The sequence below is a fragment of the Burkholderia gladioli genome (genome assembly GCF_000959725.1).
In the GTDB taxonomy this organism is placed as follows: Bacteria; Pseudomonadota; Gammaproteobacteria; order Burkholderiales; family Burkholderiaceae; genus Burkholderia; species Burkholderia gladioli.
Genome location: NZ_CP009323.1, coordinates 1,671,816 through 1,694,382, shown reverse-complemented (window position 1 = coordinate 1,694,382; position 22,567 = coordinate 1,671,816). Strand labels below are relative to the sequence as shown.

The window sequence follows — 22,567 nt, the reverse complement described above, 5'->3', positions numbered from 1 at the left end:
AACGTTTCGTTCCTGGTGGCGCGCGGATCAGTCGGCACTGCCGATATCCAGCGTCTGGACTAGTTTCTGGGGCAGATAGACGAGCGTCAGGTTGGGCGGCGCGATCGCATCGACCTTGTAGGTGCCGTCGATCACCATCTGCTCGTGGACGATCAGCGTGTCGTCGCCGCGCGCGAGATAGACCTCCCAATGGCCGTTCGCGAGCTGCTTGCCGAGATAGGTGAAGGGCATCGCCGGCGTGTTCGGCAGCGGCGGCACGTCGACCTGCGCAGGGGCCGCCGAGGGCAGCGGCGGCGCCAGCATCAGCGTGTTGAACAGCGCGTGGGCGCCGGCGTCGCCGCGCTCGGCGCGGGCGCGGATCGCGGCGATCGCGACGGTGCCGGGCGCAGCCGCGGCGGTGCCGCGTTCGGCATCGGCGCCGCGCGGCGCGGCTTGCGCGACGCTCGGCTGCGCCGGGCGCGGGGTGGCCTCGACCAGTTCGTCGTCGTGGTGCGTGAACACCAGCACCAGCGCGCAGGCCGCGAACAGCGCGGCCATCACGATGTGCTTGGGCTGCGGCTTCTTCATGGCGCGCCTCCCTCGAGCGGCGCGGCGCCGGCCGAGGCGGGCGCGGCACCGGCCGGCGAGACGATCGCGATCTCGGTGAAGCGGCGCGTGGAGCCGCCGGGCTGGGCGCTCAGGTCGATCACATGCACCGGCGCGGCGGCCGAGGCGGGGATGGCGCCCGCCTCGGGCGTCGAATCGGTGGGCCGGGATGGCGCTTCGATGGCACGCGTGGGCGACGAGGCGGAAGCGGCGGCCGGGCGGGCCGCGACGGCGGAAGCGGGTTTTGCTTCCGGGGAATGGGGCGATGGGGCCGATGCGGTAGCTGCGGCCAGGGCTGCCATGCGTGCCGAGCCGCCGAGTGTCGCCTTCGCCTGATCCGCGTGCGGCGTCGCCGATTCGGCGGCCAAGGCCGCCATGCGTGCCGAGCCGCCGAGTGTCGCCTTCGCCTGATCCACATGCAGCGTCGCCGACTCGGCGGCCAAGGCCGCCATGCGTGCCGAGCCGCCGAGCGTCGCCTTGGCCTGATCCGCGCGCGGCGCCGTCGATTCGGCGGCCAAGGCCGCCATGCGTGCCGAGCCGCCGAGCGTCGCCTTTGCCTGATCCGCATGCGGCGTCGTCGACTCGGCGGCCAAGGCCGCCATCCGCGCCGAGCCGCCGAGCGTCGCTTTCGCCTCGGCCGCCTGCGGAATCGCCGAGCCAACCGCCTTCGCGTTTTCTGGCTTCGCAATCACACCGGGAGCCGAAGCGGCCAATGGCGTCGTCGCCGCGCGCTTCGCCACAGCGCCGCGAGCCGGTGCCGCCACCGGAACCGGCATCGCGATGCCGGCCGCGCCGGGTGCCGGCGCCGCGCGAACTGCCGTCGACGGCGCCACGGGTTTCGTCTCGCGCGCGGCGGCGGCGGCGTGAACCGCAGGCGCCGCCGGAGATGCCGTCTCACCACGCTCGCCCGGCTGCCGCGCCGCGCGCGTTGCCGTCGCGGCAGGTGCCGCCGCAGCCGGCTTCGCCGTCGCCAGCGCCGGCAGCGTCACCGGCGACTTCGGCACCGACGTCACCGCGCTCGGCGGCTTGGCCGCCGTGGCCTCGCCATGCGCCTGCGCATTCACCGGCACCACCGTCAGCGGATGCGGGCTCACCACGCCCGAGGTCGGCAGCGGCACGAAACCGTCACTGGATGCCAGCGCGCGGCGGGTCGTGTCGATCGTCGACGCGGCTTGCGGCATCGCTGCCGCCGACTTCGCCGCCACCGCCGAAACCGCAACCGCCGCCCCGCTCGCCGAAGCCGCGCTTGCCGCCGCCACCCCACTCGCAGGCGCACCGGCCACCGCCGTCGCCGAGGCACCGGAAGCCGCCCCCGCCGCCTCGATCGCCGCCACCTCCGACGTGCTCAGCGGCGCGATCGTCACCGGTCGCAGGAAAGCCGTGAAGCGCAGGTTCGCCTCCACGCCGGCATCGTTGGCCGAGCCGCGCTTGAAGCGCATGTCGTCGAGCGCCGCGTAGGGCACGGCCAGCAGCACCTTCTCGCTGAACAGCCGCAGCTTCGCGTAATCGCCCTTCACCGGCAGCACGATGGTGTAGGTATCGAAGCGCCCGGGCGTGTCGTGCCCCGGCTTGTACTCGGCCTTGTCGAGCGTGACGCCGGCCGCGGCCGCGGCCTCGAACAGGCGCGTCACGATCTCGCCGGTGTGCGCCGAATCGCCGAGCCCGCGATAGAAGCCGGCCAGCCGATCGGCGGCCAGCTCGGGCGCCGAGATCACCGGTCTGGGCGGCGGCAGCGTGGCCAGGCGCGCCGCCGAGCGCGTCTCGTCCTCGACGCGCGCGGCCATGCCGGGCAGCACGCCGAGCCACAGCAGCGCGGCGCAGACCAGTGCCGCGCCGGCCGCCAAAGGGCCGGTGCCGAAGCGCGCCAGCGCGAGGCGCAGCCGCAGCAGGCCGCGCGCGAGGGATTGCAGGTTCACGAACCGCTCCCCCGCCATTGCACCTCGACCTGGAACCGCAGCACCGGGTCCATGCCGTCCTTCACGAGCTCGTGCCGGGTCAGCGTCACGCGGCCCAGCAGCGGCTGCCTGCCGAGCGCGGCCAGGTAGTCGAGCAGGTCCTGGCTGCCCGCGCATTCGGCCTCGATGCGGATCAGCGCGCGCGCCGGCTCGGGGGTGATGCTCATCAGCGCGATCTGCGCCGGGGTGGCCGCCTCGATCGAGTCGAGCAGCGCGTCCCAGGGCAGGTTCAGGCGCGCCACCGCCAGGTTGACGGCCGCCGCCTGCTTGATGTCGACCGGCTCGCGGTGCACGCGCTGCGCCGCGCGCAGGATCCGCTCGTTGCGCTCGACGATGCGCGCGGTCTGCGCGTCGAGCGCCTGCAGCCTGACGATCAGCGTCTGCGCGCGCCACGCGGCCACGCCGCACAGCAGCAGGCCGACCAGCGCGAGCACGCGCGCGGACGGACGAATCCGGTGCCACTCGCGCCGCAGGCTGAAGGGCGCGAGATCGATGGGCAGGCTTCTCATTGCGCGGTGCCGCTCCATGCCAGCGGCGCGGCGGGCTCGGCCAGCGGGCCGCCGCCGACGCTCGCGCGCTCGGCCGATTCGGCCCAGCGCACCGTGAGCCCGGGCTCGGTGAAGTCGGTGGCGCCCGGCAGCCAGGGCTCGCAGCGCGGGCCATGCAGCAGCAGCGCGGCCGGCGCGGGCAGGTTGTCGAGCAGGGCCATGCGCGCGACCTGCTGGCGCAGCCAGCCCAGCGAGGGCGCGGGCTCCGGCAGCGCCAGCGTGCGCACCGCCGCCAGCCGCGCGCGCGGCGCGGCGCCGATCAGGCCCAGGGTCAGCGCGCGCTCGCCGCGCGTGGCCAGCCAGGTGCCGGCGTCGAGCTCTCGGCGCGAGCGGTTCCAGGCCGCGACGAACTCCGGCATCGCCGACACCAGGCAACCGCGCGCGGCCGGCACGCCCGCCTGCAGCGCGCCCGCCCAGGCGCGCGACACGGCGCAGGCGAGGAACGGCTCGGCGGCCTGCCAGTCGGCCAGGATCTGCCAGCGGGCCGGATCGTCGCCGTACAGCATCTGCAGGCGCACCTCGGCCGCCGCGCGCAGGTCCTGCAGGCGGCGGCTGTTGTCGGCCGGGGTGACGATGAAATAGCGCGCCAGCTCGTCGGCGAAGCTCGCGTGCACGGGCAGGCCGTGGCCGCCCGATTCCTTCAGCGCGGCGCCGATGGCGGCCGCCAGCACCTCGGGCGTGCCCGCCTCCGGCAGCGGCCGTTCGACGAACAGCGCCGGCACCTTGCGCGAGGCGCCCACGCGCCGCACCGTCATCGTGGTGCGCGACAGCGCGAGCCGGCAGTGTCCACGCGGCGCGAGCCGCTTCATCCAGCGTTCAAGCATTGAGGGTCACCCGCTTCACTTCGGCCAGCGTGGTCTCGCCGCGCTTCACCAGGCCCAGCGCGACCTCGCGCAACTGCCGCGTGCCGTTGCGGCGCGCGGCTTCCTTGATCACGCGGATCGGCTGCTTCTCCACCACCAGGTCGCGAATCTCGTCGTCGAGGATCAGGATCTCGGCGATCGCGCGCCGGCCGCGATAGCCGGTGCCGCGGCAGTCGCCGCAGCCGGTGCCCTGGCGGAAGTCGTAGCCGGCGGTGGCCTCGCGCGACAGGCCGAGCCGCGCCAGCTCGGCGTCGCTCGGCTGGTAGGGCGCGGCGCACCGCGGGCAGTTCACGCGCAGCAGCCGCTGCGCCCAGATCCCGTTGAGCGCCGAGACGAAGGCATAGGGATCGATGCCCATGTGGCCGAAGCGGCCGAACACGTCGAACACGTTGTTGGCGTGCACCGTGGTCAGCACCAGGTGGCCCGTGAGCGCCGACTGCACGGCGATCTCGGCGGTCTCGCGATCGCGGATCTCGCCCACCATGATCTTGTCCGGGTCGTGGCGCAGGATCGAGCGCAGCCCGCGCGCGAAGGTCAGCCCCTTCTTCTCGTTGACGGGAATCTGCAGGATGCCGGGCAACTGGTACTCGACCGGGTCCTCGATGGTGATGATCTTGTCGCGGCCGTTGTGGATCTCGGTGAGCGCGGCGTACAGCGTGGTGGTCTTGCCCGAGCCGGTCGGCCCGGTCACCAGCAGCATGCCGTAGGGCTCCTCGGCCAGCGCGCGCAGCGCCACCAGCGAATCGGCGTCGTAGCCGAGCGCCTCCAGCGTGAGCGAGCCATAGGCCTCGATCATGGCGCGCTTGTCGAGGATCCGGATCACCGCGTCCTCGCCGTGGATGCTCGGCATGATCGACACCCGCAGGTCGATGTCGCGCCCGCCCGCAGCGACGCGAAAGCTGCCGTCCTGCGGCACGCGGCGCTCGGCGATGTCGAGCTCGGCCAGCACCTTCAGGCGCGAGATCACCTGCTCGGCGGTCTCCACGCCGTGCAGGGTGGCGGCCGCGTCGAGCACGCCGTCCACGCGGTACTTCAGCGCCAGGCCGGTGGCGGTGCTCTCCAGGTGGATGTCGGAGGCGCCGGCCTTGAGCGCGTCGTAGAGCGTGGAGTTGACCAGCTTCACCGCCGGGCTGGCCGCCTCGTTGACGCTCTGGAACGACAGCACCTGGGTGGCGCGGCCGTCGGCCCGCAGGCCGTCGCCGGTGCTCACCAGGCTGTCGACCGCGCGCGCCGATTCCTCCAGGCGCGTGTGATAGGCGGCGAGGTCGCCCGGCAGCGCGAGCCGCATCTCGACGGCGGCGCCGGCCTGGGCGCCCAGCCAGGTCTGCAGGTCCAGGTCGAAGGGGCTGGTGACCACCCCCACCAGCGCGCCGCCGGGTTCGCGCAGCAGCGCGCAGCGGCGCTGCATGGCGCGCGACAGCGGCACGCGCTCGAACACCGGCTCGAGCGCCAGCATGCCGGCCGTCTCCAGCACCGGCATCGCCGTCTGGCGCGCCAGCGCGCGCAGCAGCTCGATGGGCTCGGCGCCGGTGAGCACCTGCAGCTCCTCGACCAGGTGGCGCTGGGTGGCGGCCGCGCTCGCGCGGGCGCGTGCCAGCAGTTCGGCGTCGAAGGGCATGGCGTCGAGCGGCAGCGCCTCGCCCGGCGCGGTTTCGAGATGCATCACGACAGGCTCCCCGCGAGATCGAAGATGGGCATGTAGAGCAACACGACGATGGTGCCCACCACCACGCCGATCGCCGACATCAGCAGCGGCTCGAACATGCGCGTGAAGCGGTCGATCCAGCGGCTGATCTCGCCGTCGTAGAAGGCGGCCGATTGCGTGAGCATGGCCCCGAGTTCGCCCGAGCGCTCGCCTACCCGCAGCATGCGCAGCGAGATCGGGGTGGTCAGCTGGCGGGCCTGGAACGCGCCCGACAGGGGCTCGCCCGACTGCACGGCCGAGCGCGCCAGCAGCAGCGCGTCGCGCATCGACGGCGAGACCGTGCCGCAGGCGGTTTCCATCGCCGCCACGATCGGGATGCCGCCCTCGAGCAGCATGCCCAGCGTCAGGTACAGGCGCGAGAGCTGGTAGATGCGCAGGTGCGGCCCGAGCAGCGGCACGCGCGAGAGCAGGCTGACCAGGCCGACGCGCGCGATGGTGGCGCGCACCCCGAGGAAGATCGCGGCCACGCCGGCGAGCGCGGCCAGCGCCAGCGGCAGGCCGTGCGCGCTGGCGAACTTGCCCCAGTCGAGCAGCATCTGCGACATCCACGGCAGGGCGCGGCCGGTGCCTTCGTAGATGGTCGCGAAGCGCGGCACCACGTAGGTGATCAGGAAGGTCGACACGCCGCCGCCCACCACCAGCAGGATCGACGGATAGATCGCCGAGCTGACCAGCTTGTTGCGCACCGTGTCGATGCGCTCCTGGTAATCGACGTAGCGCTGCAGCGCGCGCGGCAGGTCGCTGGTGCCCTCGGCCGCGCGCACGATGCCGACGTAGAGCGGCGGGAACACGTCGGGCTGCTCGCCGAGCAGGCTGGAGAAGCGCTTGCCCTCGCGCAGCCCGGCCAGGATCCGCTCCAGCACGCCGCGCAGCCGCGCGCCGCCCTCGCGCTCGAGCAGGGCCTCGAGGCCCTCGACGATCGACAGGCCGGCCTTGAGCAGGGCCAGCAGTTCCTGGCTGAACAGCACCAGCGAGATCCGCCCGCGCCCGCCCGCCGGGCGGCCCAGCGCGCGCGCCGGCGCCACGCGCGTGACGTGCAGCCCGCGCGCCTCGACGTGGGCGCGCGCGCCGGCCTCGTCCTGGGCGTCGACGACGAGGGCGATGATCCGGTTCTCCGGCGAAAGCGCTCTGACTTCAAATTGCATGGTGCTGGGTTCCCGCTGCTGCTTGTTGCTGCTTGCCGTTGCCGCTCGCTGCATGGCCTTGCGTCCGTCGCCCGCTCGGGGCGCTCACAGGCGCAAGGCGATGCCGGGTCCGCTCGCGCGGACCCGGGCATGGCGTCATTCGCTGCTGATGTCGGCGTCCTCGCCGGCGCCGCCCGGTTGCCCGTCGCGGCCGTAGGAGATCACCGCGTAGTCGCCCTTGGTGCCGGGCACCTGGTAGACGTAGGGATGACCCCAGGGATCGAGCGGCACTTCCTTCTTCAGGTAGGGGCCGTTCCACTTGTCGGCGCTGGCGGGCTTGACCACCAGCGACTGCAGCCCTTCCTCGGCGGTCGGGAAGCGGCCGACGTCGATCCGGTAGTTGTCGATCGCCTTGGTCAGCACGTCGATCTGGGCACGCGCCACCGTCACCTGCGACTTGCCGAGCTGCGCGAAGTAGCGCGGCCCGACGATCGCCGCCAGCATGCCGATGATGACCAGCACCACCAGCAGTTCGAGCAGCGTGAAGCCGCGCGCGCGGCGGCGGATTGCGAGCCGAGGCCGGCCTGCGCCGCTCGCCTGGACCGTGGTCCGGTTCATCATCGATCACCCTTCGAAAAAGTTGAGCGGGCGCCCCTACCGCGGGCGCCCGGATCATGCGGCGAATGCCGCGCCTACATCAGGTCCCGGCCGTCAGAAGCCGATCCCCAGCACCATGTGCTCCGGACCCGGCGGGGGCGCCTGGATCGTCGAGCTCTGGTTGTTCACGTCGTCGAACGGGAAGCCGTAGGCCAGGCCGCTGACGCTGTGGTCGTGCCAGAAACGGGCGTACTCGTTGTACGGCGATGCCTGGTAATAGGCCGACGGCACGTTCCACTTGCTGACGTCGCCCATCACGTGGCGGTTGAGCGCCGCGCAGAGCTGCGCCTCGATCTGCTGCTGGGTGCCGTCGCCGTCCAGGAACACGCCGTTGCAGAGGAACACCTGCTCGCTGCTCGGCTTGTTGACGGCATAGGTGCTGCCGGCGAACTGGCCGTTGTGCTGGTCGACTTCCTGGAACAGCAGCTGCGCGCCCGAGGCGCGGCCGACGAAGGCCCGCGCGCCGACCACCATCGGCAGGTCGTTCGAGGCGTAGTACGTCCACATGTCGTTGACGTAGCCGTCGAAGTAATGGCCGTTGGGCTGGTTGGCCGCGAACGAATCGTGAGCCGGTGCCTCGATCACCCAGTTCGAGGGCTGCGACGGCTGGAACACCGCCGAGACTTCACGCGTGTACGCCTGGAACAGATCGGCGCGACGCTGGGTGATGCCGGTGCGCTGGTGCACCGTGCCGTTCGCCCAGTAGACATCCTGGGTGAGCGGGAAGCCGAACTCGTCCACCTGGGTCGGGTTGATCCACAAACCGTTGCCGCCGAAGGTGTACTCGAACCAATCGAACGGGATGCCGCGGCTCGGGTCCGTGCCGTTGTTCGGATTGGGCGGGGCATAACCGAGGGTGATCGTGCCGTCGTCGTTCTTCGACTGGTTGATCTTGATGTACAGCGGCTTGCCCAGCGACACGAAGATCCGGCCGGAGAAGCTCTGCGGCAACTGCATCGTCTTGCTCTGCGCGAGCGTGAAGAAGTAGTTGCTGTAGTTCTGGCCATCGGGTCCGGTCAGGTGGTTCGGCGCGTCGTTGTCGGCCGCCGAGGCGGCGACCAGCGTGCCGTCCGGCTTGAGCCAGGCGAACTGGCCCGTCGCCGGGTCGCGCGCGATCACCGCCACGTACACCTGGTCGTCGGTATAGGTGCCCTGCGTGTTGTTCTGCAGGTCGATACCGACCAGGCCCGGCGTGACGGTGTACTTCGGTACCGTCGTGTCGACCGTCAGCGTGGCGCTGTTCGACGTCAGGACCGTCCCGTCCGGGCCGGTCACCGCCACGCTGTACTGCTTGCCGCTGTCGGCGGCCACCGCAGCGGCCGTGTCGTAGATGCGGTTGGTCGCGCCGGCGATCGGCTTGCCGCCGAGCTGCCATTGGTACGTGTACGGCCCCGTACCCGACATCATCACCGCGAAGTGGCCGGGCTGGCCGGCCGGCACCGCCTGGTTGGCCGGCTGCTCGACGAACGGGCTGGCCGGTTGCTGGGTGCCGGTGTCGCCACCGTTGCCCGTGCTGCCCGAGCCGGTGCTGCCGGAGCCCGTGCCGGTGCTGCCCGAACCCGTGCCCGTGCCGGCGCCTGCCGCCTTCGACGGGTCGTTGTACACCGCGAACTCGAACAGCGAGTAGCCGTAGCCGGTCGCGCGCTGCTGCCCTTGCAGGCGGATGTAGCGCGCGGTCGTGGTGTTGAACGACAGGTCGTCGATGCCGCCCTTGCCGTTGGCCTGGGTATAGACGGTATTCGACCAGTCGACGTTGTCGTGCGAGGCCTGGATCAGGAACTGCTTGCCGTAGGCGTTCTCCCAGTTGATCACCACCCGGTTGAAGGCGGTTTCCTTGCCGAGGTCGACGGTCAGCCATGCGTCGTCGGCGAAGTTCGACGAGAAACGCGTGTTCAGGTTGCCGTCCACCGCATTGGAAGCCGGATAGCCGTCACCCTCCAGGCCGCTGGCCGTGGCCTTGGTGCCGAGCGCCAGGTTCACCGCCGCTGCCGCCTGGCCGAACGTGACGTTGATGCTGTGCGGGGCCAGCACGTCGTCGAAGGTGTAGTGATCGACGATGCCGATGTCCTTGCCGTCGACCTGCACGCCCGTCACGGCGCCGCCGGCGGCCGGAACAAACTGGTAGGTCTGCACGCCGCCCTGCAGCACCGAGGTGCTGCCCGTCGGCGTGAGCGTGCCCGCGCCGCTGGAGGTGGCCGTGATCGGGAAGGCCGGGGTGTTCGCGGTGTTGTAGACCTCGAACTCGAACAGCGAGTAGCCGAACTGCGTGGCCCGCTTGGTGCCGAGCATGCGCACGTAGCGCGCCTGCACCGGCGCCGGGAAGCGCAGGTCCTCGGTGCCGCCCGTGTCGCCCGTCTTGGTCACCGCGTCGTTCCACTGGTCGTTGTCGGGCGAGGTCTGGATCTTGTAGTCCACCCCGTACGAGTCCTGCCAGCGCAGCACCACGCGGTCGACGGTCTGCACCGTGCCGAGGTCGATGGTGATCGACTGCGGATCGGAGAAGGCCGAGGACCAGCGCGAATTCAGGCTGCCGTCCGTTGCATTGGACGGGCCGTAGCCGTCGTTCTCGTTGCCGGTCGAGACGGCCGGCTTGCCGAGCGCCAGGTTCGCGCTCGGGGTTTGCGGCTGCGTGTTGCCACCGCCGCCGTTGTCTCCACCATTGCCACCGTTGTTGCCGTTACCGCCGTTGCCATCATTGCCGCCGTTGCCGGCGGTGGCGGGCACCACCGTCAGCAGGGCTTGCGCGCTGCTCACCGTGCCGCCGGCGTTGCTGACGTCGACCGTGTAGATCGCGCCGTTGTCGTTCGCCACCGTGAGGGCCGGCGTGGTGTACGACGGGATGGTGGTGATCGCGACCAGCTGGCCATTGCGCTTCCACTGGTAGTCGAGCGGGCCGGTGCCCGTGACGGCCACCGTGAAGCGCGCGCCCTGGCCTTCGCTGGCGGTGGTCGCCACCGGCGGCGTGACGATCACCGGTGCCGGCGAGGTGGTGCCGGACACGCACATCACCCAGCCCGGCGTGTTGTTGATGATGCCCGCCCAGGACTTGCCCGAGGATTCGACGAACCAGGCGTTGTTGTCGATATTCGGCACCGGGGTGGTGGTCCAGGTGCGCCACGGCGACGGGAACGCGCAGGACGCGTAGTTGGCGCGCGCGATCGTCATCGCCTCGTTGAGCGTCGGGATGCGCATGCCGATCGACTTGCAGTACTGGTCGGCGATCTGCTGCGTGAACTGCGCCCCGTCGGCCGCGAAGGTGGTGTACGTCTGCTGCCAGGTCAGGCCGCTGACGTTGTCCTTCACGGTCGGCACGAACGGGCCGGACGGCAGGCCCGGGATGGTCGACTGCCAGGTGCCCGGTTGCGCGGGGATCGGCGTGTAGCGCTCGGTGGCGCTGTTGGCCGAGCACTGCGGCGCGTCCAGCACCTGGAACTCGAACAGCGAGTAGCCATACTGCGTGGCGCGCTTGGTGCCCAGCATGCGCACGTAGCGCGCCGACTGGCTGGCGAAGAACTGCGTCTCGGTACCGCCCGCGCCGGTGACCGGCGCGGTGGTGCCGCCGGCGCCGTCGGGCTGGCCGTTCGGGAACACCGTGTTCCAGGTCTTCTCGTCGTTCGACACCTGGATGTCGTACTGCGAGGCGTAGGCGTTTTCCCAGATCAGCACGACCTTGTTGAAGGTCTTCACCGAGCCGAGGTCGACCTCGAGCCAGGACGGATCGACTTCCGGCGCCGAGGACCAGCGCGAGGTGGTCGAGCCGTCGATCGCGTTGGCGGCCATCAGCCCGCCGTTCTGGTCGCTGCTCGACTTGGCCAGCGCGCCGAGCGCGAGGTTGGAGGCGTCGGTGCCGCTCACGGTCAGCGTCGCGGTGCGGCTGCTGACGTTGCCGGCCGTGTTGGTGACGGTCACCACGTAGCTGCCGGCGTCGCTCGACTGGGCCTGCGAGATCAGCAGGCTCGGTTCGTTGTCGCCGACCGGCTGGCCGTTGTGGGTCCACTGGTAGCTGAGCGGGTTCGAACCCGTGGCGCTCACGCTGAAGGTCGCGCTCTGGCCGAACGGCACGCTCTGGTCGGCGAGGTCGGAGACGATCACCGGCGGCGTCGCCACGTTGACCGTCAGGGCCACCTGGTCCGAGGTGATCGTGCCCGCGCTGTTCTTCACCATCACGCTGTAGAGCGAACCGCTGTCGGTGGTCTGCATCACCGGCGTGTCGTACACCGGCGAGGTCGCGCCATCGATCGGCTGGTTGTTCCTCAGCCATTGGTAGGTCAGCACCGGCGAGCCCGATGCCTGCACCGTGAACTCGGCGCTCTGGCCCGCGGTGATGTTCTTCGCGAGCGGTTGCAACTGGATCGTCGGCGCCTGCGGCTGCACCAGCGAGACCACGGCATTGCGCGAATCGAGCTTGCCGATGCTGTTGCTGACCTCGACGCTGAAGCTGGCGTGGTCGTCGCCCTGTTGCAGTGCCGGCGTGGTGTAGCTGTACGCGTTGGCGCCCGCGATCGGCTGGCCGTTCTTGAACCACTGATAGCCGATCGGCGTCGCGCCGGCGGTCAGCACCGTGAAGGTGCCGCTCTGGCCCAGCGTGACGATCTGGTCGCTCGGCTGGGTCAGGATCTGCGGCGCGGTCTGCTGCTGCGGGCCGACGTTCATGTCGGTGCCGTCGAACGGCTGCGTGTCGGCCAGCGGCACCGGCTGCACCACGAACGAGGCGTTCGCGCTGGCCAGGCCCGGCGACGAGACCGTGACGTTGACGGTGCCCGGCTGGAACTGCGTGCGCACCGCGATCTTCGCCATGCCGCCTTCGGCCAGCAGGTTCGGGTCGCCCGGCGCGTGCCAGCCTTGCGGCTGCGAGTGGTCGACGTAGTGGTCCGTGCCGCCGCGATAGGTACCCGGGCCGGTGACGGCGAAGGTCAGCGTCTGGCCGGCGTCCGGCACCAGGTTGTTCTGGGCGTCCACCACCTTGGCCGTCAGCGTGGCCGCGTCGGTGCCGTTGGCGGTCAGCACGAAGGTGTCGCCGTCCGGCTTGGTGATCTGCGGATCGACCGTCAGCAGCAGGTGGTCGGCGGGACCGGCCGTGACCAGCGTGTCGGTGGCGGCGACCTGCAGGTCGTCGTTCAGGCACTCGGCCACCAGCGTGCCCGGCTGGAACGGGATGTTGTCCCAATGGACCTGGCCCGGCAGCAGCGTGGTGTTCTGCGTGATGTCGGCCGAGGGATCCTGGTTGACCGGGTTCGGCGCCTGGGCCGGACCGACGATCTGGCCGTTCAGGCGCAGTTGCACCGAGTGGCAGTTGCTGAACGCGTTGACGCGCACGTTGCCGGTGGTGTTGCGGTTCCAGGTGTTCGCCAGCTTGACCACCGGCTTGATCTGGTTCGGCGTCCAGAGCGCCTGGTAGATGTAGTACAGCAGGCGCGGGAAGCGGTTCGCGTCCATCATCGACGCGCCGTTCGAACGCACGTTGGTGTTCAGCGTGCCGTCGGTCTGCGTGTTGATTTCACCCGGCGTATCGGCGAGGTACCAGTGCGCCATGCCGAACGACTTGCCGGCCACGCTGTGCACCCAGTCGCGGATGTAGGACGCGGCGAACTGGATCTCGAAGTCGTACTTCCAGCGGCCCAGGCCGTCGCCCCAGTATTCCGAGCCATAGGCCGGCACGCCCGGGTTGCTCTGCTTGACGCCGACGTCGCAGCCCTGGCCCGAGCAGCCGAGGATGTCGCCGTTGGCCGGATCCGGCGTGCGGTCCGCTTGCGCGCGCGTGTTGATGAAGTCCCAGGTACGCGAGATCTGCTTGAGCTGCTTGGCGATGCTGGTGTCCATCTTGCCGTTGTTCGCCTCCCAGGCGAGCACCGAGGGATGGTTGCGATCATGGATGATCATGTCGCGGTGCAGCTCTTCCTTGAGCGTGATGTTGTCGGCCGACACGCAATTGCCCGTGACCGTGCCGCTGCAGATCGCGCTGAAGCCGTTCTCGCCGTCGCCGCTGGGCTGCAGCATCATGATGCCGTAGGCGTCGGCGGCGTCGAGCCACTCGCGGCCCTGGCTCGAGTGGCCGGGGCGATAGGAGCTGCCGCCCGCCTGCGCGAGCAGCGAGAGATCCTGCCATTGCAGGTTCGGCGGCACGGCCGAGCCGAGCGCCGGATAGTCGTAACGGCCCGAGGCACCCCAAAGGAAGTGCGGGTGGCCGTTGATGACGGGGAAGTTCTGGTTCCAGGTGATGGTGCGGATGCCCAGCGGGCTCTCCTTGGTGTCCACCACCACGCCGTTCACGCTGACCGAATGGACCACGTGATACATGTACGGATGACCGTAGATGCTGTTGTTCGGATACCAGAGATGCGGGTTGCTCACCGTCAGGATCTGGTCGAACAGGGCGGGCGCGAGCGGCCCGGTGCTGTTCGCCGGCAGCGTGCGCGTGTCCTGCGCGGTCGCCACCACGGCGCCCGAGGCGTCGACGATCTGGGTGGTCAGCGTGACCGGCTGGTCGGACGAATACTCGTTCAGGACGTTGGTCTGCACCCGGATGGTTGCGGACGCATCGTTTGCCGTGACGGTCGCCACGTAGGTGCCCCAGGTATTGAGCACCGCGTACACGTTCTCGGGAATGTGGATCCGGTCGGTGATGTCCATCCAGACCGGGCGGAAGATGCCCGTGTCGTCCTGGCCGAAGCGGAACGCTCCCGAGAAGCTCGGCGACTCGAAGAACTTGTCGCCGCGCGAGACCTTCACCGCCAGCACGTTGTCGAAGGGCTGGCCGTTGGCGTCCTTGAACTGCACGTAGGGCGTGATGTCGACCACGAACGGGATGAAGCCGATCACGTGCGTGGCTTGCGCGTTCGCCGCGACCTGGCTGTTGCCCGGGATGAAGTGGCCGTTGATGTAGACCTGCACGCCGGTGTGCGCGCCTTCGAACTCGACCAGGATCTTGCGGTTGAGCTTGTCGGGACCGAACGAGGGATCGAGCGTGAAGTGCTTGCGATACCAGTTGGTATTGCCGGTCAACTGGCCCTGGCCGCCGCCCGACTCGATGTTGATGAAGGTGTCGTTGTCGGCGGGCGTCTGCGGCACGCCGATCGACTGCCACTTCGAATCGTCGAAGGTCCGATTCATCGAATTCGGGTCATCGGCGTCCTTGATGTATTTCCACGGCGTCGCACCCAGGTTGATCCGGATGTGATTGCTCGGCGGCAGCGGCACCGCTGCGCGCGCATGCATCGCGGATAGCAGGAATAGCCCCCATAACAGGAGCAGCAAGCCCGCACCCTGCCAGGCTGGATGCCTAACACTCTTGCGCATGTTGAGTTTCCCAGTTTTGCGTTTTAGGTATGTCTTGCACTCAAGGCTGCGCATCCCGCGCACGCCCCCCAATGCCGTGCAGCGTGGCCCCGGGCCCGCCTGCCGGCTGCTCCCGCCCACGCTCCTGATTCATCGCCCCGCCCCGTCGGCCTTGCCCCGTTCTTGACGGAGCGCAAACGTTTTACCCGCCAAATAGGGGATGACCCTTACGTGGCATCAGCAGGGGATAACGGCCTGCCAATTCGAAATTGATTAGGTGTAAACCCTTGGAACTATTAAATTTCAGGAATGAATGCGGAAACCGCAACGATCGTGTGTCGCGTTGATGAAAAATTGCTTTCCAAAGCATTACGAAACACATGCACGCGCGGTTTTCCGGCTTCGCACGGGCACTCGCGCGAAGGAGAGAACACACGCGCTCGCCCCCGGCGCCGATCGGTGCGCGCGATCGCGCAAGCACGACAGGCAGCCGCGATCGGCTGGGCGAAACGGCGACAACATCCTGAATATGAAGCTCGCAAGCGTCCCGCCAGGGATGCGTGATGGCATCCGCGGCAGTGTCGTCTGCGGTATGAATCGAGCCTGCGGCAGTGTCTGGCGTTCTCGTTTGTTTTGCGGCGAGGCCGTGGTGTGCATCGGACCCGATGTGTCGTCCCGATGCTGGCCGTTCGCGTGCACCCCGTGAACGTGATCCCCTGTAGGCGTGGCTTTACATTGCCCGCAGCGTCTCATGAACGAAGGCTTTCAGTCTTTTTACGACGCGAACCCTTCTCTCGCGACGCGAAGCGAAGTAGTTGCATAGGGAACGATTGTTTGCAACAGCCCAGCGCTCGTGCTCCGGGCCATCGCGCGGGCTCGACAATCTCGTTGTACCTGCAACTATTGAGTCGAAACATCGATCCAGAGGTGCCTTACCGGCAAGCCAGCTCGTCAGTCGCCCTGGCGGCCCGCATCGTCGGTTTTTCATAGTTTCATATTCATCGATGAAATCGATATTCATAGTCGCTTATTCATCGATCGAGATGGTTTGAAATTACTTTCCCAGCGAAAAATCAAATTCGACATGACAAAACAATTTCATTGATCCATGGAATCCCTGAGATTTTTATTTTGATATCGCATCGACAATACGGCTTTCCCTAACTGCCAGAATTAACAGGTGGTTTTACGAAAACACTAGACTATATTCAAACCCGCGCGAACATCCATATCGAGCGATCGCGCAAACCGCCCTCCCAGTCCGACCGGTAGATTCCTTCGGCCATGCCGAAGGTTTGCGGTGGTTTTCGCGTTTAAAAATACCTACGGGGCGTCCTTGAATGGGCACGGTGTCGGTGACAACTTTCCATAAATAGGAGATCAGCATGGCAAACATCTATGTCGACGTTCTCGTCAATGTCGCCAAGGCAATCGACGAAAACAACCTGTCGAAATACGTGTTCATGGTGGATTCGACGGGCTACAGCGGGGATGGATCGGAAGGCAGCAACGAGCTGCGCACCAAGTGCGAGAACGGCGACACCATTGTCTGGTCGGCCGTTTCCATCAATCCGGGCGATTCCGTCTCGATTCTCGGTTTCACCGGCGCCGCGATTCCCGGCATGGTCAATCCGCAGCGTTATCCGCAATACGACGGTACGGTGTGGGGCGGTCGCGTCAACAGCGCCGGCAGTAACATCCAGTACTCCATCACCATGCTGCTGGAAAACAATCACCAGATGACGTTCGATCCGTTCATCACGGCGACCAATCCGAGCTGAGCTTAGGCCGGCGCGAATCCGGCGATATGAAAATCCGGTATCGCCGCGATGATCCGCCGCCCCGGAAAATCGACGACTTGATTATCAGGTGCCTTTATTAATATCAAAGGCACCTTTTTTATCGATTTTTCAACAACCGGGTCGCGAGCACGGTTTCGAGAAACACCGGTGCCCGGGATTCTGCCTCGAGACAGCCGGCAACCCCTGCCTTCGGAGTTTCATCGACGCGCCGCGAAGCCTTTCCGGTCAAGCACTTGCGCGCAAGCTGCAGCGCAAAACCAAGGCTGCGCCACCTCAATCAAGCTCGCGCCAGCCCGCCCAAGCTGCAATCCGGCTGCACGGCATCCCCGCCCCACCCGCGCATTACGCCTCGCCCGCCATCGCCCTCGCGACGAAGCACGCTCCGCCCTTCACTGTCCCCGTCCTCCCGACAAACCCCGTCCATTGAGCCGCCCGGCGCGAATGCCGAACATGGAAACCAGCTCAATCACCCCTGGTCCAGCCTCATCGATGGCGAAGCAAGACACCCCGAATCCGTATCGCGACAGCGCGCCGACGCGTCATGTCGAGCGCTTCGTGCGGATCTCCGCGCATTACCTGGGCGCGCCAGGCCTCACGCCGGCCGTGCACGCCCCGCGCTCGACGAGCCCCGGTTCGCGCCATGCGCGCGGCCAGGCCCAACCCAAGCAGGAGGCAAGACGATGAAGGTCACCGCTCTGCAGGACGAATCGCTCGACGCGCTGTGCTGGCGCTACTACGGCAGCACCTCCGGCACGGTCGAGGCGGTGATGGCCGCCAATCCCGGCATCGCCGCGCTCGGCGTGGCTCTGCCGGCCGGCACCGTGGTCGAGATGCCCGCGCCGGTGGCGATCGACCAGGTCCGCCCGCTCCTGCAACTCTTCAACTGAACATGGCGACCACGCATGGCTGAACCGAATATCTCCACCGCCGCCGCGCTGTTCGCCGCGCTCGGCATCGTCGGCATCTCGCCCGGCATCGACGGCGACACGCTGATCGGCGCCTTCGCCGGCGCCGCCCTGGTGGTGGTCACCGCCAAGGATCTCGGCATCGCGCGCCGCGCGGCCTACATGCTGATCTCGCTGGTGATGGGCTACCTGGCCGCGCCCGAGCTGATGAACGTGGTGCCGATCCGCTCGGCCGGCGTCGCCGCGTTCTTCGCCGCGGCGCTGGTGATCACCGTCACGCTCACGCTGATCGAGCGCGTCAAGAGCGCCGACCTGCTGGCCTTCCTGCGCAAGGGGCAATGACATGCACCTGTCCTATGCGCTGGTCGCGTTCGCCGCCCATCTCGCCGTGATCGTGCGCGTGCTGGCCTATCGCCGCAACGGCGCGCGGCACCGCTTCCACGTCGCCTGGGCCGCCTGGGCGATCGTCGCCGTCTCGGGCGGCGCCGGCATCGAACTGCTGCTGCACGCGCGCGCCACCGGCTTCTTCCAGGCCGCGCTCGCCGTGCTGCTGGCCATCCTCGTCCATCTCGCGCGTGGCGACATCGCGCATCTACTGCGGAGCAAGCAAGCGTGAACGTCCTTCATTTCAACGACTGCGGCGCCGAGGTCGGCCTGCTGCAACAACGCCTGGTGCGCGCCGGCTACCCGCTCGCCGTCACCCACATCTACGACGAAGCCACCGAGCGCGCCGTGAAGGCGGTGCAGGCCGCCGCCGGCCTGGTGGTCGACGGCATCGCCGGCCCCAAGACCTACAACGCGCTCGCCACCGGCCAGCGCGACCCGCGCGACCTGACCAACGCCGACCTGCTGGCCGCCGCCAACCGGCTCGGCGTGTCGACCGCCTGCGTGCGCGCGGTCAACGAGGTGGAGTCGAACGGCGCCGGCTTCCTCGGCGACGGCCGGCCCAAGATCCTGTTCGAGCGTCACGTGATGTACCGGCAGCTCGTCGCCAACCTCGGCCAGGACGCGGCCAGCGCCGCGGCCGCCGCCAGCCCCGACATCGTCAACCCGAGCGCCGGCGGCTACCAGGGCGGCGCCGCCGAATACGTGCGGCTCGACGCGGCCGCCCGGATCGACGCGCGCTCGGCCTACGAGGCCGCCAGCTGGGGCGCGTTCCAGATCATGGGCTATCACTGGCAGCGGCTCGGCTACGCCAGCGTCGACGATTTCGTGTCGCGCATGGAAACCGGAGAAAGCGCGCAGCTCGACGCCTTCGTGCGCTTCATCCTGGCCGACAAGACCCTGCTCGCGGCGCTGAAGGGCCGCAAATGGGCTGACTTCGCCGCCGCCTACAACGGCCGCGACTACGCGCGCAATCTCTACGACGTGCGGCTCGAGCGCGCCTACCAGAAGTACGCCGGCGCGGACCAGGCGGCTGCATGAGCCTGCCGAGCCTGTCCGGCCTGCGGCTCGGCATCGCGCTGGCCGTGCTGGCCGCGGGCGGCGCCGGCTACGAGTACACGCGCCTGCTGCAGGCGCGCCTGGCCGGCGCGACGGCCGCCGCCAGCCAGGCGCGCCAGGACGCCGACGCGCGCGACGCGGTGATCGCGCGGCTCACAACCCAGGTACGCGAGCAGGATGCGCAGCGCGCGCAGCTCGAGCGCACACGCGGCCAGGTCGACGCGCGGCTCGCGTCCTATCAACAGCAACTGCGGAAACTGATCGATGAGAACCAAGCGATTCGCGCCTGGGCCGATACTGCCCTGCCTGACGATGTTGTGCGCCTGCACGCCAGTCCCGCCCTCGTCGGCGCCGACGATTACGCTCAACGCCTGCGCGACGGTGACGCGCTGCACGCTGCCGGCGATGCACCCGCGCAGCAACGGTGAGCTCAGCGACGCGCTGAACCAGGCGCGCGCGGCCTGGGCCAATTGCGCCGCCGAGGTGGACATGGTGGCCGCCTGCCAGGCCGGCGTCGGCGCCAGCACCGCCGCGTCCGCCATCGCCCCGGGAGTGAGCGCCCATGAATAAGCCCGCCAGCCTGCGCGCCGCGATCCTCGCCGCGGTGCCCGCGCTCGTCGCCACGCCCGATGCCATGCTGATGTCGATCAGCGCCGGCGCAGTGGTCTCGACCGGCGCGCGCAGCGCCTCGTTCGACTACGAATACGACTGCGAGGTCAACCTGTGGGCCACCGCCGCCGATATCGACAACGTGACGATCGCCCTGCTCGAGTGGATCCGCCTGAACGAGCCCGCGATCGTGGCCAATCCCGATCTCTGGCGCACCGGCTTCACCTTCTACGCGAACCTGCTGGCCGACGATCGCGTCAACCTCGACATCAAGCTGAAGCTGTCGGAGAGCGTGATGGTCAGCGTCGACGCCGACGGCAAGCGTGTCATTCAATACGTGATCGACGCGGATTCGCCATGGCTGCCGTGATCGCCTGAGCGGTCGAACCCCGCCTGTTCTCTGCCTCATCTTCGACGAGCCGCTTCAAGCGGCTCGTTGCGCTTTCTCACCCCAATCTTCCATTCCCCATGTCGTTGCACTCGCAACGACTTATCCGGCATTCGTCTTCGCCTCGTCGAATCCATCCGGACTCCAAACGTACTCGATGCGAACACATATGCCATCACTCGCCCGGCAAGCGTCACGACGGCAACATGATCGACATGGACGCGAACGAAATTCACCGTAAGGCACGCAACGCGGTACGCAAGGGATCGATCCTCGATGTCGATCATGCGAACGGCCTGTGCCGGGTCGCGATCGGCGAGACCGACGACGACGGCCTGCAGACGAACTGGATCCCCTGGATCGCGGGCACCGCCGGCGCGACGCGCGAATGGCTGCCGCCGACGCGCGGCGAACAGGTGGTGCTGCTCGCGCCGATGGGCGATCCGGCGCAGGCGGTCGCGCTGCGCGGCTTCTACTCCGATGCCGCGCCGCAGCCCGACAACTCGCCCGACACGCATACGCGCGTCTATACCGACGGCGCGCGCATCAGCTACGACCACGCCGCGCATGCGCTGCTGGCCGAGCTGCCGGCCGGCGCGACGGTGCGCGTCGTCGCGCCGGTGTCGGTGACGATCGAGACCAGGGAGGCCACCGTGAAGGCCGACACGGTCACGCTCGACGCCCAGACCACCACCTGCACCGGCGCGATGACCGTCAAGGGCCCGTTCGCCTTCGAATCGGGCATGACGGGCAAGGGCGGCACCGACGGCGGCGGCAACGTGATGCGCATCGACGGCTCGGCCGCCTTCACCGGCGACGTGGTCGCCGGCCAGGTCAGCCTGGTCTCGCACACGCACCAGGCACGCGGCGAGAACGCGATCACCAGTCAACCGCTTCCGGGAGGCGCATGAAAGGCATGAACGCGGTCACCGGCCGCTCGATCTCCGGCGCCGACCACCTGGCGCAATCGGTCACGCGAATCCTGATGACGCCGCTGGGCACCTGCCTGCAGCGCCGCAGTTTCGGCTCCGAGCTGCCCGAGCTGGTCGACGCGCCCAACAACGGCGCCACGCGCGTGCGCCTGTACGCGGCGACGGCCACCGCGCTGATGCGCTGGGAACCGCGCCTCACGGTGAGCAGCGTGCAACTGAGCGCCTCGAGCGACGACCCGCTCGACGGCAGCCAGACCCTCGACATCGAGGGCTGGACCGACCAACTCGACGAGGCCGTCACGCTGCGCGTGCCGGTCACGAACGGAGCCCCCGCATGAGAACGACGCCGATCGACCTTTCGCAGCTGCCGGCGCCCGACATCGTCGACACCATCGACTTCGAGACGCTCTACGCCGAGCGCCGCGCGAGCCTGCTCGCGCTCTACCCGGCCGACCAGCAGGCCGAGCTCGCCGCCACGCTGGCGCTCGAATCGGAGCCGCTGGCGCGGCTGCTGCAGGAAAGCGCCTACTGCGAGATGCTGCTGCGCCAACTGGTCAACGACAAGGCGCGCGGCATCCTGCTGGCCTATGCGAGCGGCTCCACGCTCGACCATATCGCCGCGCTGTTCGACGTCGACCGCCTGCAGATCTCGGCGGGCGACCCCGACAACGGCATCGCGCCGACCTACGAGGACGACGACAGCCTGCGCGAGCGCGTGCAGCTCGCGCCGCGCGGCTTCTCGGTGGCCGGCCCCGAGGAGGCCTACGAATTCCATGCGCGCTCGGCCGACGGCCGCGTGCTGTCCGCCTCGGCGAAAAGCCCCGAGCCCTGCGTGATGGTGGTCACCGTGCTGTCGCGAGACGGCGACGGCAGCGCCGACGCGGCCCTCCTCGACGCCGTGCGCGCCGAGCTCGAGGGCAAGCGTCCGCAGGCCGACCAGGTGATCGTGCAGAGCGCCGAGATCGTGCCCTACGCGATCCACGCCACGCTGCGCTTCTTCGCCGGCCCCGATCGCTCGGTGGCGCTGGCCGAGGCGCAGAAACGCGTCACCCAGTTCGCGAACGACATGCACCGGATCGGCATGGAGGTGACGCTCGACGGCCTCTACGCGGCGATGCGCGTGCCGGGCGTGCAGAAGGTGCTGCTCGACTCACCGGCCGCCGGCGTGCCGATCACGGCCGGCCAGGCGCCGTATTGCACCGGCATCGAGCTGGTCGATGGCGGAGTGGCCGATGAATAAGCTGCTGCCGCCGAACGCGACCGTGCTCGAGCAGCGCCTGGCCGAGGCCAATGCGCCGCTCGGCGCGATCCCGGTCACGCTCGACACGCTGATGGACCCGGATCGCATCCCGCTCGCCTTCCTGCCGTGGCTGGCCTGGCACATGGGCGTCGAGACCTGGAAGGACTACTGGCCCGAGCAGGTCAAGCGCGCACGCGTCAAGGCCGCGATCCGCATCGCGCGCATCAAGGGCACGGCGGAGGCGGTGCGCCAGGTATGCGCCTCGTTCGGCGCCAACGTGGCGATGCGCGAGTGGTTCGAGACCGCGCCGCCGGGCCAGCCGGGCACCTTCGAAATCGTGCTGACGGTGGGCGAGCGGGACAACGTGCCCGTCACGGCCGACTACGTGGCCGACATCATCGCCGAGGTCGATCGCGCCAAGCGCGGCAGCGCGCACTACACGCTCACGCAGGGCTTCAGCGCGAGCGGCAGGCAACGCATCGGCGCCGGCGCCCAGGCGGCTCTCTATCGCAGGCTGAACCTCACGGATAACTGAA

The 22,567-nt window shown here is 68.9% G+C and carries 21 protein-coding genes; 13 read left to right on the top strand and 8 right to left on the bottom strand.

Features of this window, described 5'->3' with window-relative positions; translation table 11 throughout:
- Window positions 1-27: 27 nt before the first annotated feature.
- From BM43_RS24495 to BM43_RS24460, 8 genes are all read right to left on the bottom strand, one after another.
- Entirely contained in the window at window positions 28-567 is a 540-nt protein-coding gene (locus BM43_RS24495) for a hypothetical protein (RefSeq protein WP_036048626.1), read from the bottom strand.
- Complete coding sequence (locus tag BM43_RS41920; protein ID WP_174490194.1) at window positions 564-2,501, bottom strand: hypothetical protein; 1,938 nt, start codon at window positions 2,499-2,501, stop codon at window positions 564-566. Before BM43_RS41920 ends, BM43_RS24495 begins: the two co-directional genes overlap by 4 nt.
- Window positions 2,498-3,049, bottom strand: a complete 552-nt coding sequence (locus BM43_RS24485; protein WP_036048627.1) for a pilus assembly protein — start codon at window positions 3,047-3,049, stop codon at window positions 2,498-2,500. Before BM43_RS24485 ends, BM43_RS41920 begins: the two co-directional genes overlap by 4 nt.
- Window positions 3,046-3,912: a hypothetical protein gene (locus tag BM43_RS24480; protein ID WP_174490193.1), complete on the bottom strand. Its 867-nt coding sequence runs from the start codon at window positions 3,910-3,912 to the stop codon at window positions 3,046-3,048. The genes BM43_RS24485 and BM43_RS24480 overlap by 4 nt, the downstream gene beginning before the upstream one ends.
- Window positions 3,905-5,614 carry a GspE/PulE family protein gene (locus BM43_RS24475; RefSeq protein ID WP_042285428.1) on the bottom strand — a complete coding sequence of 570 codons (1,710 nt, stop codon included), beginning with the start codon at window positions 5,612-5,614 and terminating at the stop codon, window positions 3,905-3,907. The genes BM43_RS24480 and BM43_RS24475 overlap by 8 nt, the downstream gene beginning before the upstream one ends.
- Window positions 5,614-6,801, bottom strand: a complete 1,188-nt coding sequence (locus BM43_RS24470) for a type II secretion system F family protein (RefSeq protein WP_036048629.1) — start codon at window positions 6,799-6,801, stop codon at window positions 5,614-5,616. Before BM43_RS24470 ends, BM43_RS24475 begins: the two co-directional genes overlap by 1 nt.
- 135 nt (window positions 6,802-6,936) lie before the next feature.
- On the bottom strand, window positions 6,937-7,401 hold the full coding sequence (gene gspG, locus BM43_RS24465; RefSeq protein ID WP_013696237.1) for a type II secretion system major pseudopilin GspG: 465 nt from the start codon (window positions 7,399-7,401) through the stop codon (window positions 6,937-6,939).
- Between the two features lie 90 nt (window positions 7,402-7,491).
- Window positions 7,492-14,652, bottom strand: a complete 7,161-nt coding sequence (locus BM43_RS24460; protein WP_232484004.1) for a discoidin domain-containing protein — start codon at window positions 14,650-14,652, stop codon at window positions 7,492-7,494.
- A gap of 1,445 nt (window positions 14,653-16,097) precedes the next feature.
- On the opposite strand from BM43_RS24460, the gene BM43_RS24455 reads away from it, so the two are divergent.
- The 13 genes from BM43_RS24455 to BM43_RS24395 all read left to right on the top strand — a co-directional run bounded on the left by BM43_RS24455 (window position 16,098) and on the right by BM43_RS24395 (window position 22,566).
- Window positions 16,098-16,493: a hypothetical protein gene (locus tag BM43_RS24455; RefSeq protein WP_036048632.1), complete on the top strand. Its 396-nt coding sequence runs from the start codon at window positions 16,098-16,100 to the stop codon at window positions 16,491-16,493.
- A 510-nt stretch (window positions 16,494-17,003) separates the two neighbouring features.
- A complete protein-coding gene (locus BM43_RS24450; protein ID WP_036035325.1) occupies window positions 17,004-17,198 on the top strand; it encodes a hypothetical protein in 195 nt (64 codons plus the stop codon).
- Window positions 17,195-17,401, top strand: a complete 207-nt coding sequence (locus BM43_RS24445; RefSeq protein WP_013696233.1) for a tail protein X — start codon at window positions 17,195-17,197, stop codon at window positions 17,399-17,401. Before BM43_RS24450 ends, BM43_RS24445 begins: the two co-directional genes overlap by 4 nt.
- Window positions 17,402-17,416: 15 nt before the next feature.
- Window positions 17,417-17,761: a putative holin gene (locus BM43_RS24440; RefSeq protein WP_013696232.1), complete on the top strand. Its 345-nt coding sequence runs from the start codon at window positions 17,417-17,419 to the stop codon at window positions 17,759-17,761.
- Between the two features lies 1 nt (window position 17,762).
- Window positions 17,763-18,035: a phage holin family protein gene (locus BM43_RS24435; protein ID WP_013696231.1), complete on the top strand. Its 273-nt coding sequence runs from the start codon at window positions 17,763-17,765 to the stop codon at window positions 18,033-18,035.
- On the top strand, window positions 18,032-18,844 hold the full coding sequence (locus BM43_RS24430) for an N-acetylmuramidase domain-containing protein (RefSeq protein WP_013696230.1): 813 nt from the start codon (window positions 18,032-18,034) through the stop codon (window positions 18,842-18,844). The genes BM43_RS24435 and BM43_RS24430 overlap by 4 nt, the downstream gene beginning before the upstream one ends.
- Window positions 18,841-19,290 (top strand): Rz-like lysis system protein LysB, encoded by a 450-nt coding sequence (lysB, locus tag BM43_RS24425; RefSeq protein WP_036048634.1) that lies wholly within the window; start codon window positions 18,841-18,843, stop codon window positions 19,288-19,290. The genes BM43_RS24430 and lysB overlap by 4 nt, the downstream gene beginning before the upstream one ends.
- On the top strand, window positions 19,175-19,432 hold the full coding sequence (gene lysC / locus BM43_RS42350; protein WP_230676239.1) for an Rz1-like lysis system protein LysC: 258 nt from the start codon (window positions 19,175-19,177) through the stop codon (window positions 19,430-19,432). Before lysB ends, lysC begins: the two co-directional genes overlap by 116 nt.
- On the top strand, window positions 19,425-19,841 hold the full coding sequence (locus tag BM43_RS24415) for a phage tail protein (protein WP_036048637.1): 417 nt from the start codon (window positions 19,425-19,427) through the stop codon (window positions 19,839-19,841). The genes lysC and BM43_RS24415 overlap by 8 nt, the downstream gene beginning before the upstream one ends.
- Window positions 19,842-20,074: 233 nt before the next feature.
- Window positions 20,075-20,770, top strand: coding sequence for a phage baseplate assembly protein V (locus BM43_RS24410; RefSeq protein WP_036052908.1), 696 nt, complete (start codon window positions 20,075-20,077; stop codon window positions 20,768-20,770).
- Window positions 20,767-21,129, top strand: a complete 363-nt coding sequence (locus BM43_RS24405; RefSeq protein WP_025097764.1) for a GPW/gp25 family protein — start codon at window positions 20,767-20,769, stop codon at window positions 21,127-21,129. Before BM43_RS24410 ends, BM43_RS24405 begins: the two co-directional genes overlap by 4 nt.
- Window positions 21,126-22,031 carry a baseplate J/gp47 family protein gene (locus BM43_RS24400; protein WP_036048639.1) on the top strand — a complete coding sequence of 302 codons (906 nt, stop codon included), beginning with the start codon at window positions 21,126-21,128 and terminating at the stop codon, window positions 22,029-22,031. The genes BM43_RS24405 and BM43_RS24400 overlap by 4 nt, the downstream gene beginning before the upstream one ends.
- The gene (locus BM43_RS24395; RefSeq protein ID WP_036035313.1) at window positions 22,009-22,566 is read left to right on the top strand and encodes a phage tail protein I; all 558 of its coding nucleotides are present in this window, start codon (window positions 22,009-22,011) and stop codon (window positions 22,564-22,566) included. Before BM43_RS24400 ends, BM43_RS24395 begins: the two co-directional genes overlap by 23 nt.
- Window position 22,567 lies beyond the last annotated feature (1 nt).

Coding starts and splice junctions, on each gene's coding strand:
- BM43_RS24495 (WP_036048626.1), bottom strand. CDS start 567: ATGAAGAAGCCGCAGCCCAAGCACATCGTGATGGCCGCGCTGTTCGCG.
- BM43_RS24485 (WP_036048627.1), bottom strand. CDS start 3,049: ATGAGAAGCCTGCCCATCGATCTCGCGCCCTTCAGCCTGCGGCGCGAG.
- BM43_RS24480 (WP_174490193.1), bottom strand. CDS start 3,912: ATGCTTGAACGCTGGATGAAGCGGCTCGCGCCGCGTGGACACTGCCGG.
- BM43_RS24475 (WP_042285428.1), bottom strand. CDS start 5,614: ATGCATCTCGAAACCGCGCCGGGCGAGGCGCTGCCGCTCGACGCCATG.
- BM43_RS24470 (WP_036048629.1), bottom strand. CDS start 6,801: ATGCAATTTGAAGTCAGAGCGCTTTCGCCGGAGAACCGGATCATCGCC.
- gspG (WP_013696237.1), bottom strand. CDS start 7,401: ATGATGAACCGGACCACGGTCCAGGCGAGCGGCGCAGGCCGGCCTCGG.
- BM43_RS24460 (WP_232484004.1), bottom strand. CDS start 14,652: ATGCATGCGCGCGCAGCGGTGCCGCTGCCGCCGAGCAATCACATCCGG.
- BM43_RS24455 (WP_036048632.1), top strand. CDS start 16,098: ATGGCAAACATCTATGTCGACGTTCTCGTCAATGTCGCCAAGGCAATC.
- BM43_RS24450 (WP_036035325.1), top strand. CDS start 17,004: ATGGCGAAGCAAGACACCCCGAATCCGTATCGCGACAGCGCGCCGACG.
- BM43_RS24445 (WP_013696233.1), top strand. CDS start 17,195: ATGAAGGTCACCGCTCTGCAGGACGAATCGCTCGACGCGCTGTGCTGG.
- BM43_RS24440 (WP_013696232.1), top strand. CDS start 17,417: ATGGCTGAACCGAATATCTCCACCGCCGCCGCGCTGTTCGCCGCGCTC.
- BM43_RS24435 (WP_013696231.1), top strand. CDS start 17,763: ATGCACCTGTCCTATGCGCTGGTCGCGTTCGCCGCCCATCTCGCCGTG.
- lysB (WP_036048634.1), top strand. CDS start 18,841: ATGAGCCTGCCGAGCCTGTCCGGCCTGCGGCTCGGCATCGCGCTGGCC.
- lysC (WP_230676239.1), top strand. CDS start 19,175: ATGTTGTGCGCCTGCACGCCAGTCCCGCCCTCGTCGGCGCCGACGATT.
- BM43_RS24415 (WP_036048637.1), top strand. CDS start 19,425: ATGAATAAGCCCGCCAGCCTGCGCGCCGCGATCCTCGCCGCGGTGCCC.
- BM43_RS24410 (WP_036052908.1), top strand. CDS start 20,075: ATGGACGCGAACGAAATTCACCGTAAGGCACGCAACGCGGTACGCAAG.
- BM43_RS24405 (WP_025097764.1), top strand. CDS start 20,767: ATGAAAGGCATGAACGCGGTCACCGGCCGCTCGATCTCCGGCGCCGAC.
- BM43_RS24400 (WP_036048639.1), top strand. CDS start 21,126: ATGAGAACGACGCCGATCGACCTTTCGCAGCTGCCGGCGCCCGACATC.
- BM43_RS24395 (WP_036035313.1), top strand. CDS start 22,009: ATGGCGGAGTGGCCGATGAATAAGCTGCTGCCGCCGAACGCGACCGTG.